This window comes from Mesorhizobium sp. M0019, from assembly GCF_040323975.1.
GTDB lineage: Bacteria > Pseudomonadota > Alphaproteobacteria > Rhizobiales > Rhizobiaceae > Mesorhizobium.
On record NZ_JAMYVK010000092.1, the window covers coordinates 1 to 11,722 of the forward strand.

Below are 11,722 nucleotides of genomic sequence, written 5' to 3' on the forward strand. Positions count from 1 at the left end.
GACCGCAAACCTACAAATGCACGGCGTTCAGATCATTGCTGCACCCTCGCCACGGGGCGCCAGTGCCGCGCGAGCGGCTTCGTCCTCGGGCGCGAAGCAGTCGTTCAGGATTTTGTCCGAAAGTGCCCGTGACGCTCGCGATGGCGCTGGCGATCTCTGTCTTCTCCACGATCATCGGCAGCCTGTTTGCGCTGATCGAATATCGGCGGATACCCGTGCTGCGGGAATTCGTCGTGGCGTACAAGGTCGCCTTCAAGGGCGTGCCGATGGTGATCGTGATCTTCCTTGCATACTACGGGCTCCCGCCGACCCTCCAGTTCTTGGCCTCGTTAGTCGGGATAGAGTTCAACGGTCACGCAACGCCGAACTGGGTCACGCTCGTCATCGCGTTGACCGCTTGCGTTGCCGCGTTTTAGGCGGAAGTTGTGAAGGGCGCTTTGAATTCCTTCGACACCGGCCAGGCAGACGCAGCCTACTCGTTGGGCTACAAACGAAGCCAACTGTTCCGACGAATCCTGTTTCCCCAGGTGATCGTCGCAGCAATTCCGGACCTCGCCAACTCGTTCATGGTGATCATGAAGGCGCTTTCTCTTGGATTTGCTATCGAGGTTGTTGATATCTTTGCACAGTCCCAGTTGACCGCCGCGCTGAATTTCTACTACCTCGAAGCCTTTGTGATTGCCGTCGTGATCTACATGGTGATTGCCTACATTGTCACACATATCGCCGACAGAATGGAGGCAGCCCTTAGAGTACGGACCTAAGGGTAGAATCGTCGTGAAGGAACAGATCCTCGAGAACGATCGCGGGTTCGGACTAGTGCGCGTGAGACCGAGCTTTGTCGCAGGTTGATGGAGATCCCAGGCGCCGGCCCGCTGCTGGCGAGTGCATTCGCGGCTACGGTCGCCGATGCGCATGCGTTCAAGTCGGGGCGTCTTAGCCCTGCCTTCAAGCTTCAGTCGGCTATCCTGATGCGCCTTGGTGCGGGCATGTGCGGTCATGCCTTGAACGGAATCGAAGATGCTTTCCCTGAATCACGCCGTCGCTGCCTTGAATTCAGAACGAAACCGCGATCCGTTGGCCAACCAACGAATCTCTGCTTAGGTGTATCGTCGCGCGCAATCCAGTCGGGCCAAAGCCCAATGCGGTGAAAGCGCACTTTCCGGAGGCATTCGATGCGTCGTTTAGTTCTTGCCGCTCTGCTGCTTGCCGCGCCCAGCGCCGGCGTAGCCCAGGAAAGCCTGCCCGCGCTCATGTGCCAGGCCAAGCCGACACAATCCTGCGCGCTCGACATGGCTGCGGACGCGATCCGCACTGCGGCACCGCTGACGACTGAGAACTTGCCCTACGGTGGCATGGTCGAGGCAGCGTCTCGCGCCGGGCGACTCGTTCTGGCGCTCGAATTCGCCGCCCAGTTGAAGAAGACGGACTCGATCGCGTCAGCCGACCTGATCGCCGCTTTTGCCCGCGCCGACCGTCTGGCCGATCTGCAAGCGACCCTTTCACGCCTCGAAACGTCGGAGACGAAATATGCCTTCGTCATCGGCCCGGTCCTTGTTGAACTGGGCCGCGAGGAAAGACTCGCCGCCTTGCTGAAAGCCATCCAGCCACCGCCGGATCCGTTCCAGCTTGGCTATTGGCAGGTGCTCGGCCATTTGCGCGCCGGCCGTGCGGCGGAAGCGGTGAAGCATCTGGGCGACGTGCCAGAGACCGAGCAGGAGGAGTTGGCCGGGGCGGCTGCGGAAACGCTCTATTTCGGCGGCGAGACCGAGCGCGCCAAACCGATGCTGCCTTACCTGACCTCATCCGATCCCAGCGCCATTCGCCGCAAGGCCTACATTGCGACGAAAACGAAGGACAAAGCGGCTGCCGACGCGGTCCTTGTCTCATTGGCGCAGGTGCCGCCCGACGACTACCCCTACATCGCGCTGGAGGTGATCTATGCGCTGGCTGCCACGGGGCAGTGGCAAAAGGCAATCGATCTTGCACAGACACTTCCTGCGTCCGACCGGGCCTATGCCTTCATCAACGTTGCGGAACATGCCCGCCAGCCGGAAGTCTTCGCGGTCATCGAGAAGGCGATGCGCGACGACCCTGCCAACTTCAACCGCGACCGTATGGCCAATGGCCTGGTTCGAGCGCTGACCTTGTCCGGCTACCTGCCGGTTGCGCAAACCTTCATCGATTCTGCGACGAACGACTACGACAAGGAAACGCTTATCACGTTCGCCGCCGCCGCGCTTGCGGAAACGGGCAAGCCGTCCGAAGCGCTGCGATTTACGCAGGCGGTGCAGGACCCGCGCCGCAAAGCCTGGGCGCTTTGGGAAGTTGCTTCGAAGATAGCGCCTTGAACTCTACAGCCATCATGCGCAAGACAATCGCCTTTCTCTGCAGTGCTTAGCAATCGTCCCCGGCGTCAGCGGGTCCGGCATCACGATGACGGGCCGCCGGCTTTTCGGCTTCGACCGTCCACTGTCGGCTCGTTTTGCGCTGCTTTTGGCGATGCCGACCGTCTCCGGCGGCGGGTTCGCTTGCCCCAAGCCAATGGGCAGCCTCTTTGCGCAACCAAGGTCACCACTCGCGCACAGTACGCCCATCTCCTACCGGCAGCTTTCGGGACAGCCCCAAGAGACCTCGAACGACCGAGATGAGGTGCGAAGCGGTCAGTCGCCATGCGATGGTCAGAGGTCTTGCTCGGGTCATAGCGGTGAATTGACCCGGAGCAAGCGAGCTTCCGCTTAGCGTCGGTTCCGGCCGCCCGGTTTTCGCATAAGTCCGGATTAAAGCGACTGTTTTGCGCCTGATTTTTGCACCGTCCCACAATAGGCAGTTTCGCGACCACCGCAACCATGGCGGTTGCTGCGGCGTATTTCTGACCCAGCCTATGGGGCTATCCGCTTGCCGATTTCTGAGCCAGAGCGCATTGAGGTATATCCTATCTGGCTACGTGCGCGACGGCGGTCAGCGTTGCTTGTGTTGCTCAGTGGCCTACACGGATGAAACTTCCTGCCATTGGCCGCCGAAACTCGCTTCCGCTTCGCGCCAGAGGAGAACTTCGGCCCGCCCCCTTTGTGCACTGTGCGCTTCAGCTGTGGCCAGTTGCAGGCCTTCCCACGCGACGGCTCCACGGAAAATCTTGACCCGTTAGAGATCTGCGTTGTCTTCGAATCTGCTTGCTGGCCCTGAGCGGACATAGACTCGCGCCAGAAATGAAGCGCGGAAGCGAATTTTCGCGGCCGTTGCGCATTGCTTTGATCCAGCCTGAGTCAGCAAAAGGGGACAGGCGATAACCTATGTACCGGGCGTCGTCCGTTGGAGACCAGCCGGCATGTGGTAACGGTCAAAACTCGTTTCCCCAGTTCGTCGGTTTGCTGTACCGGTCGGCGACAAGAAATTCAGGGCACAGAGTTATGGCGAGACAATTCTTCCGGGGCCGTCCCTTCCGAAATACCCACGAAAACAGGGCATTCGACCGGCTTTGTCATGCGGTTGAGCTCTACACTCAAAACACCGACGACGTTCGGGTCATAGGCAACGTCGAGTACGACAGTGGTCAGATCGATGCGCTCGTGCTCAAGAGCCATGCCATCACCATTGTCGACTTCAAGGACTGGGGTGGGGTCATCACGATTGGTCCAAACCTTCCCTGGGTGAACCAGGACGGCGTCAAGGTGAAAGGCGGGAGCTACGCAAACCCCTTCATGCAAATCTGCGCCTATCGTGCCGAACTGGCTTCGGATTTGGAGACCGCCAAGTGGCCGGGCCAGGACTATTCGCACATCTCCGGATTTGTGGGGCGATAATTTCCGCAAAGTGAAATCGCCGTTCAGAGCATAAACATGCAAGCCGACGCAAAGCCGATACAATCAATTCTGGCTGGCACCGGTAAGCTGTCGGCAGAAACGATCAAGCGACTGACGGCTGGCCCGGGATTTTCTAGGTGGGTTGACCGTCCACGCCGCGGGTTCCATCCGAGCTTCCCTTGGACGCCATGGGCTCTGCAATGTCTGCCATCCGAGAATTCGCGCATCATATGAACCCCCGCATCGACCGCAACATCTTGCCCCAGGCTCCGAGACCTGGCCGATGCGGTATCAAAACAATGAGCTCTGCAGTTTGGCGAGACGCTCACAGCAGCCGGAGACTACCCCTCGCTCGTTGCAACCGTCTCTGTTGTCGAGGTTTGTGATCAGCGAGCAGGGGCTGAAATGCGCAGTGTTGTCGTCATCCTTATCATTTGTGCCCTGATCATCCTCGCATTCTCGCCGTCGTGGTATGACAACGTGGTGGGAGAGAACCGGATCGTGGGCTCGGTGGACACCTCCTTCGCCATTCACCCCAGACAGCCGCTTGCTCCGTCAATTGGAGGCTGAGCCACGGTCACAGATCGACGATGGGAGACGAGATCGCCACATCAGCCGCACCGACATCCCAGGGCTGCGAGTGGGGCTCTACGCTGCCGCCGGGCGTTGGTGCATGGATCGATTTTAGGGATTTGCCGGTAGGCGGTGGGATCGCAAATGAGACGATCTTCGCCTAATGCCGAGTAGGCAGCCAAGCGCATGGACGAGCTCAGGCAGGCGATCGTCGAGGAGATTCCACGGCTGCGCCGTTATGCACGCGCGCTGCTTCGCGACCGCGATGCCGCCGACGATCTCGTGCAGGACAGCCTCGAACGGGCGCTGTCGAGAATGGAAAGCTGGGCGATCGGTGACTCGCCGCACCGCTGGCTGCTCACGATCATGCACCATCTGTTCGTGGACCAGTCGCGGCGCGCCAAACGCCATGTCCAGGCAGTGACAGCAATGCCGAAGGCAATAGATGCGATCGCAACGCCGCCACCGCAGGTCGACAAGCTCGCTTCGCGGGAGGTGCTTTTGGCGCTTCAGCAGCTCCGCCCCGAATGGCGCTCGGCACTCGCGCTCGTCGCGGTCGAAGGCCTTTCCTATGCCGATGCCGCGAACGCGCTCGGCATCGGGGCGGGCACACTGGCGTCGCGGATCGCCAGGGGCAGAGAGGAGCTGCGCTCGATCCTCGATGACGTAGCGCGCAGCGTGACCGAGGCGGTCGAAAAATAGCCGGGGCAGTTGCCCCGATGGCGCTATCACGTTGCGGTGCGAAGACTCAATCGTTCGGCAATCCGTACAAGGTCGGCCAAGGTTCGGACTTCCATCTTGCGCATGACATGGCCGCGATGGATCTTGACCGTGATCTCGCTCAGACCCATCTCGCCAGCGATCTGCTTGTTCATGAGGCCTTTGGTGACGAACAACATGACCTCCTTTTCGCGAGGAGTCAGCGTTTGATAGAGGGCCGATACGGCCGCCGCCGCCTGGTCGGATTCCAGCCTCTTGCGGTCGCTCTCAAGCGCGGCGAAGACCGCATCGAGCATGGCCTGGTCGCGGAACGGCTTGGTCAGAAAATCGACCGCTCCGGCCTTCATTGCGCGCACCGACATCGGGATATCGCCGTGCCCGGTCATGAACACGATCGGCATGTGAATGCCCGCCTCCGCAAGTTGAGCCTGAAAGTCGAGACCGCTGGCGCCGGGCAGGCGAATATCCAGCACGAGGCAGCTTGGCGTTGCCGGCAGTTTGCCTTGCAGGACTTCGCGGGCGGAGGCAAACAGCTCGACCTGCAGACGCACAGACCTGAACAGGCTGCTCAAGGCGTCTCTCAGGGCGGCGTCATCGTCGATGACATAGACGATCGACGACGAAGCGGCGGCCGAGATTCGGCCTGGATCGAAAACGGCTGTCACGATAGCGACTCCTCGATGATGGGTAGACTGACGACGAAACAGGCGCCGCGTTCCAGGTCCGGCACGACGGAAATGCGGCCCCCATGCGCCTCGACGATCGACCGGCAGATCGACAGCCCCATCCCCATGCCGTCAGCCTTGGTCGTATGGAATGCGGTGAAGAGCTGGGCCATCGAGGTCGGGTCGATTCCCACCCCGGTGTCCCGGACCTCGACGATCGTGGACCGGTCCTCCCTATCAGGCGCTCGACTGCTGGACCTGATGGACAGAACCCGCGATCGGTCGGTAACGCCCGACATCGCCTGGATGGCGTTCATCACCAGATTGATGATCACCTGCTGCAACTGGACACGGTCACCAAGAACAGGCGGCGCCGAGGGCTCCAGATCAAGTCGCAGAGCAACCCGCTGCTCGACCAATTCACGCTCGACGAGCAGAAGCACATCGTCGACTATTTCGTTTATGTTCAACCTGGCCTGCCTGGCATCGCCCTTGCGGACCAAAGCGCGCAGGCGCGCCACCACCTGGCTTGCCCTGCGGGCATCGCTGATCATTCCCTCGACCGAGCTGCGCACCTCGTCGAGATCGGGCACGTCCCGCTGCAGCCAGCGCAGGCACGCATCTCCATTGGTCACGACCGCGGCCAGAGGCTGATTGACCTCGTGCGCGATGGAGGCCGTCAGTTCTCCGAGCGTGGTCACCCGCGTCACGTGTGCAAGCTCGGCCTGCGCCTTGTGCAGCGCGTCTTCTGCCCGACGCCGATCCTCGATGTCGGTGTTGACGCCGTACCAGCGCAGAATTCGGCCGCTCTCATCGCGCAATGGCGCTGCGCGCGACAACAGCCAACGATATTCGCTTCCCGCCGAGCGCACGCGGCATACGGCTTCGAAAGGTTCCCCGGTCGCCAGCGACCTCGACCATTCGGCTTCGAGCCGCTGCGCATCGTCGGGATGCACGACGGACTGCCATTGGCCCTCGGCAACCGTCCAGCCCAGGTCCGACCAGCGCGCGTTGACCAGAACCATCGATCCATCCGCCGCGGATGCGCTCCAGACCATGTCGGGTATGGTGTCGATCGCCCGCTGCAATTCCTGCTCGGCCTGGCGCAGTTTCTCGTCCGCCTGCTTGCGGTCGGTGATGTCGTTGTTGATCTCCATCGTGGCGCCGGGGCGGCCGCGTTCGTCCCGCTGAAGCGACCACCGGCTCGCAACCACGACCTCGGCGCCATCGCGCGTCGTGTGCGTAAGCTCCCCCTCCCAGCGATCTGCGGCATGGAGCTGCACCGCAATGTGCCTTGGCGTGTCCGGGAACTTCGTCTTCAGCAGCTCTGTCACTCGACGACCGACGGCCTGCTCGCTCGTCCAGCCATACTCTTCTTCGGCGCCTGCGTTCCAGAACGTGATGACGTCGTCGCTGTCGCGAACGATTATCGCGTCATGGGTCAGCTCCAGAAGTGCGGCCTGGTCACGCAGGTCACGCGTCGCCTGCTGGTTCTTCAGCGCAAGGAACGTCGTGATGGCGATCGCAAAGAGGCTGATCAGGCAACGGACGATAGGATCGCTTTCCGAGGAGTCTCCGTGGACGACCGCAAAACTGCCCAGCGTCAGGATCGCACAGAACACGCCGACCGCCAGCAAGCGTTTGCCGCTGAAGAAATTGGCGGACATCAAAACCACCACGACGTATGCGACTGCGATTGCCCCACTGTCGAGAGATGAGAAGGTGTCGATGAAAAAGATGGCCGCGGCCACGGCAAAGGCAGCAATGGGATACATGGGCGTGTGCGACCGCATCATTGTCGGTGTTCGTTGCATTTGGCAGGCCTCGCACGGTTCCCAACGCGGCAGGTCCTGGTGTGGTGGATCTGAATTCCTGCTGCTGCGGAACGTGGTGCGAATTTCGGATTCGCCACACTGCGATGACATAGTGCTATTTTCGGCACGTAAAATGGGCTGCGCGCCAGCCATGGGGCGACACGTCGTCGCGACCCTCGGCTGTCGTCCGGCATCGAGGCCGCTTTTCGCGGGGGCTGGTTCGCTACGCAAACACCGCGTCAGCATCACGCCGGCCGTCGAGCGGCGGAGCTCATGCGCTGGCGCTCGGCAGATGGACCGCAATCGTTGTCCCGAGGCCTTCCACGCTTTGTGCGTCGACATAGCCTAGCGACTGGTCGATAAACGCCTTGACCATTGGAAGCCCCAGTCCGGTACTTTTTCCAGGTGGCTTCGTCGTAAAGAACGGGTCGAAGGCACGGCTGACCACCTCCTTCGTCATCCCGCAACCGGTGTCGCTGACGCTCACGCAGACGTAGTGCCCGCGTTTCAGGCCGAGTGTCTCGGCGGTCAGTTCGGCATGACATGTCTCGATGCATATCCGGCCGCGTCGGGCATCGCGTCGCGCGCGTTGACGACGAGATTGAACAAGACACTTTCGAGCTGATGGCCGTCGCAAAACGCAAGCATTCGTCCGGCTCCCAACTCCATCCTGACGTCAGTGCGAGGTCCGGCCAGGCATTTCAGCACGACCTCCACGGAGGCGATGGCATCGTTGAGGTCGATCATGCTTCGTACAGCTTCGTCGGCTCGCGCGAAACGCAATAGCCGATGAGCTAAATGCTCGGCCTGAAGCAAGGAATTCTGGGCCGCGTCAGCAAGCGCGTCGCACTCGGCCGCCCGGCCTTGTTCTAACCGCGCTCTCATGACACCCAGCATACCCATGACCGCTTGAAGGCGGTTGTTGAAATCGTGCGCGATCCCGCCAGCCATCTGTCCGACGATGAACATGTCGCTGGCGCGCCGCAATTGCCAGCTGTCGCGCCCCTCGGAATGGAGTGTTTTGCTCACGCGTCTTGCGGCCGTTTTGCGCGCCGGACGGAGCGGTTGATTTGACGCTGCTGTCCCTGCCTTGGGCTGCCGGAAAAGCCCGCGCGTCGTCGTTCCATATTCCATGATGCATCGTCGTCATGCTCCATTCGCACCTCTTTTGTGGCACAGGCACAAGTTGTCGATCAGTCTACCTGCCCTCGGATTCAACAGCGGAAATCGGCTGCAATCTTCCCAAAAAAGAACGGCAGCGTGACTATGTGTATTTGGATCGGTGCCACGGCGTTGGCTTGCCCCCGCCTGATCCGTTCAACGCATTCTCGATACAATCGATCAACGCATTGCCGTCGAAGGGCTTGCTGAAGAAGCCGACCGCGCCACCGGCAAGGGCGTCGCGACGGGTACGCTCTTCGGGATAGGCGGTGATGAAGATGACCGGCATCGTGCGGCAGCGGGCCAGCAGCAAGCGCTGCAGCTCGAGACCGGTCATTCCCGGCATCTGCACGTCGGTAATGACGCAGCAGGTGTCATCGATACGGTATGAACGCAGCAGTTCTTCGCCGGACGCGAACGCGTCAGCACGCAAGCCGAGGGAACGTATCAGATTGGCGGTGGACGCGCGGACCGCCTCGTCGTCATCAACGATGGCGATCGTCGGGATGTGTGACACCTCTACGTCCTTCCAAAGATTTTGGTCGTTTCCAGCGACGTGATTTCTGGCGACTAAAGTACAAATGTCATGCGTGAATCGTAACCATACAGTGGTTTGCGTAGTGGACTTTTCGGGTGACGAATGCCCGCCCATGTGGCGACGACTTGCAAGACAGTGCGCAATCCCGCGGTGCGTTGCGGACTGATGTTCGTCAAAATCTTGAAACCCGTCGCCAGCTGCATCAGATGTTCCGACGCCGTTCGCACAGACGCGGCGATGGCGGGGACCGCCGCCTCCAATTCCAGATCCATCCTGCCAGGAACTACCACTATGCCACGCCCACCTCTCCCACCATTCGCCGAACAGACTGCAATAGAGAAGGTCCGGCTAGCGGAGGACGGCTGGAACAGCCGCGATCCAGGGTCGCGCTCGCTTACACAGAGGACAGCCGGTGGCGCAATCGCGCCGAGTTCATCGTTGGTCGTGAAGCCATCGTCGCGTTCCTCACGCGCAAATGGGCACACGAGCTCGACTACGGGCTGATCAAGGAACTGTGGACCTTCAGAGACAACCGCATCGCCGTTCGCTTCGCCTACGAATACCACGATGACAGCGGCAACTGGTTTCGCGCCTACGGCAACGAGAACTGGGAGTTCGATCTGCCTTGGTGCACGGATGCTGGCTGCGGCGCAATGGGGTCTTTGATGCCTTCGTCTATGCCCTGCTTACCGTGCAACGAACGGACTCCGGGCGTGCACAGGCGAGCATGCGGTTGAGAACACCACAACCGATGGCAACCTCCGCCTGCTGGGCGGCAAAGGAGCGGGCCCGCAGACGTCGGCCGATCAGCCCCTTGTAGCGCCCGATGGCCGTTTCGATCAAAGCGCGCTTTCCGTAGCCCGTGGCAGCCTGCCATTTCAGCCGACCAACATTTGCGATTGCTCTGATATGGCGATCTCTTTGATCGGGCGGCCCAGTACCGCCCGCTTCTGTCGCCGTGACCCGCGGCGGAATAACAATCCGTGCGGTGGCGCTGTGTTGCAGGACGGCACTGTAGGTGGGGCTGCCATCATAGGCTCCGTCGGCTGTGAATTGACCGATCTCTGCGTCGATCTGATCAAGCAGCGGCTCCACCTGGGCGGGATCGCCGTCGTCCTGATCGGTCAGCCTGTGGGCGATGATCTCACCGTTATCCGCGTCCAGAGCCAGATGCAGCTTGCGCCAGGCGCGCCGCGATCTGGCGCCGTGCTTGTCTTCCAGCCATTGGCCGGCCCCGAACACTTTCAAACCGGTGCTATCGATCAGCACGTGCAGCGGGCCATCCGCTGGATCGCTCTGCCGGCGGAGCCGCGGCGCCCATCTCTGTGCCCTGCGGCTCAGTGTCGTATGATCGGGAGCAGGCAGATCAAGGCCCATCAGATCGAGCAGCGAGACCATCAACCCTTCGTCAGGCTGCCCCGCCGCCGCAGGCCTGCCTCGTACTGTGGCCAGTTCGTCACCTTGTATTTCATCTTCGGTATTCGGTGACGGCGGGTGGCATTGTGTTTGAAAGGCATTAGGCGAAAATCGTCTCATTTGCGATCCCACCCGCCTACCGGCAAATCCCTAAAATCGATCCATGCACCAACGCCGCTCCGTTCGACCTTAACGTACGATTTCGAACTGCTCTTGTTCCGACCCCGAGAAGGCCGATTCCTATCCGGCGCTGGCCAACCATATCGGCGCACCGATCAATACCGCTCTCATCCTGGAGCACTGGGACGATCTGTTGCGCCTGGCCGCCTCGATCACGACGCGCACCGTCTCTCCCTCGACGATCCTCAAACGGCTGTCTGCCTCATTGAAATCGAGCGACCTGGCGAAGGCGCTCCGCGAGCTCGGCCGCATCGAGCGAACCCTGTTCATGATCGAGTGGTATTCGAGCCCGGCATTGCGCCGGCGATGCCAAGCAGGCCTCAACAAGGGCGAAGCTGCCCACAAGCTCAAGCGCGCCGTGTTCTTCCATGAGCGCGGTGAAATCCGGGATCGCTCTTTTGACAGTCAGGCATTCCGCGCCTCTGGCCTCAACCTCGTTGTCAGCGCCATCGTGCATTGGAACACCGTCTATATCAGCCGGGCCACGACCCATCTGCGCCAGCAGGGCCGAAATATTCCCGACGATCTGCTCAAACACGTCTCGCCGCTCAGTTGGGAGCACATCAACCTCACCGGCATCTATTCGTGGGATGCCGAGCAGGAAATGCCCGAAGGCTTCAGATCCCTGCGACTTCCAGGAAGGATCCTCCGAGCCGCATGACGTTCATCGTTTGTTCGACCTTAGCGCAGGACGCCTTTATCAACCAAAGACAGCAATATCCTTGTTTTCTGGGGCCTTCCATGCGATTCTTCGGGCATGATCGGAAGGAGATGAGAATGTCTGAAACGGTGCTGGCAGCGCTTTCCAATATTCGGACCACTGAAGAGATGATCGTGGCGTTCCGTGATGAG

11 protein-coding genes and 3 pseudogenes are annotated in these 11,722 nt (G+C 60.8%); 8 read left to right on the plus strand and 6 right to left on the minus strand.

Annotation, left to right across the window (positions count from 1 at the left end):
- The first annotated feature begins 122 nt into the window (after positions 1–122).
- From NKK47_RS33935 to NKK47_RS33960, 5 genes and pseudogenes are all read left to right on the plus strand, one after another.
- Positions 123–764, plus strand: a pseudogene (locus NKK47_RS33935) (amino acid ABC transporter permease).
- Positions 765–1,175: 411 nt separating this feature from the next.
- On the plus strand, positions 1,176–2,351 hold the full coding sequence (locus NKK47_RS33945) for a tetratricopeptide repeat protein (RefSeq protein WP_352579785.1): 1,176 nt from the start codon (positions 1,176–1,178) through the stop codon (positions 2,349–2,351).
- Positions 2,352–2,388: 37 nt separating this feature from the next.
- Entirely contained in the window at positions 2,389–2,742 is a 354-nt protein-coding gene (locus NKK47_RS33950; RefSeq protein WP_352579794.1) for an undecaprenyl-diphosphate phosphatase, read from the plus strand.
- 668 nt (positions 2,743–3,410) lie between these two features.
- Positions 3,411–3,803, plus strand: a complete 393-nt coding sequence (locus tag NKK47_RS33955; protein WP_352579786.1) for a nuclease-related domain-containing protein — start codon at positions 3,411–3,413, stop codon at positions 3,801–3,803.
- 759 nt (positions 3,804–4,562) lie between these two features.
- Positions 4,563–5,078, plus strand: a complete 516-nt coding sequence (locus NKK47_RS33960; RefSeq protein WP_352579787.1) for a sigma-70 family RNA polymerase sigma factor — start codon at positions 4,563–4,565, stop codon at positions 5,076–5,078.
- A gap of 26 nt (positions 5,079–5,104) precedes the next feature.
- Here NKK47_RS33960 and NKK47_RS33965 read toward each other — a convergent pair whose 3' ends face one another.
- The 5 genes from NKK47_RS33965 to NKK47_RS33985 all read right to left on the minus strand — a co-directional run bounded on the left by NKK47_RS33965 (position 5,105) and on the right by NKK47_RS33985 (position 9,388).
- The gene (locus NKK47_RS33965; RefSeq protein ID WP_352579788.1) at positions 5,105–5,761 is read right to left on the minus strand and encodes a response regulator transcription factor; all 657 of its coding nucleotides are present in this window, start codon (positions 5,759–5,761) and stop codon (positions 5,105–5,107) included.
- Positions 5,758–7,728 (minus strand): PAS domain-containing sensor histidine kinase, encoded by a 1,971-nt coding sequence (locus NKK47_RS33970; protein WP_352579789.1) that lies wholly within the window; start codon positions 7,726–7,728, stop codon positions 5,758–5,760. The genes NKK47_RS33965 and NKK47_RS33970 overlap by 4 nt, the downstream gene beginning before the upstream one ends.
- Before the next feature lie 118 nt (positions 7,729–7,846).
- Entirely contained in the window at positions 7,847–8,212 is a 366-nt protein-coding gene (locus NKK47_RS33975; RefSeq protein WP_352579790.1) for an ATP-binding protein, read from the minus strand.
- On the minus strand, positions 8,104–8,709 hold the full coding sequence (locus tag NKK47_RS33980; protein WP_352579791.1) for a sensor histidine kinase: 606 nt from the start codon (positions 8,707–8,709) through the stop codon (positions 8,104–8,106). Before NKK47_RS33980 ends, NKK47_RS33975 begins: the two co-directional genes overlap by 109 nt.
- A 130-nt stretch (positions 8,710–8,839) precedes the next feature.
- Complete coding sequence (locus NKK47_RS33985; protein ID WP_352579792.1) at positions 8,840–9,388, minus strand: response regulator transcription factor; 549 nt, start codon at positions 9,386–9,388, stop codon at positions 8,840–8,842.
- 177 nt (positions 9,389–9,565) lie between these two features.
- On the opposite strand from NKK47_RS33985, the pseudogene NKK47_RS33990 reads away from it, so the two are divergent.
- A pseudogene (locus NKK47_RS33990) lies at positions 9,566–9,891 on the plus strand (DUF1348 family protein); the annotation flags it as partial.
- 58 nt (positions 9,892–9,949) lie between these two features.
- Here the strand turns inward: NKK47_RS33990 and NKK47_RS33995 are convergent.
- Positions 9,950–10,791, minus strand: a pseudogene (locus tag NKK47_RS33995) (IS5 family transposase).
- 98 nt (positions 10,792–10,889) lie between these two features.
- On the opposite strand from NKK47_RS33995, the gene NKK47_RS34000 reads away from it, so the two are divergent.
- Both NKK47_RS34000 and NKK47_RS34005 read left to right on the plus strand, forming a co-directional pair.
- A complete protein-coding gene (locus NKK47_RS34000; RefSeq protein WP_352579795.1) occupies positions 10,890–11,531 on the plus strand; it encodes a Tn3 family transposase in 642 nt (213 codons plus the stop codon).
- Positions 11,528–11,722: hypothetical protein (locus tag NKK47_RS34005; RefSeq protein ID WP_352579793.1), on the plus strand; the 195-nt coding region annotated here is incomplete at its 3' end. The genes NKK47_RS34000 and NKK47_RS34005, both read left to right, overlap by 4 nt.

Bases quoted from the DNA above. Each gene is read 5' to 3' on its own strand.
- NKK47_RS33985 (WP_352579792.1), bottom strand. From the start codon at position 9,388: ATGGGCGGGCATTCGTCACCCGAAAAGTCCACTACGCAAACCACTGTA.
- NKK47_RS33970 (WP_352579789.1), bottom strand. From the start codon at position 7,728: ATGGCTGGCGCGCAGCCCATTTTACGTGCCGAAAATAGCACTATGTCA.
- NKK47_RS33945 (WP_352579785.1), top strand. From the start codon at position 1,176: ATGCGTCGTTTAGTTCTTGCCGCTCTGCTGCTTGCCGCGCCCAGCGCC.
- NKK47_RS33980 (WP_352579791.1), bottom strand. From the start codon at position 8,709: ATGGAATATGGAACGACGACGCGCGGGCTTTTCCGGCAGCCCAAGGCA.
- NKK47_RS33955 (WP_352579786.1), top strand. From the start codon at position 3,411: ATGGCGAGACAATTCTTCCGGGGCCGTCCCTTCCGAAATACCCACGAA.
- NKK47_RS33960 (WP_352579787.1), top strand. From the start codon at position 4,563: ATGGACGAGCTCAGGCAGGCGATCGTCGAGGAGATTCCACGGCTGCGC.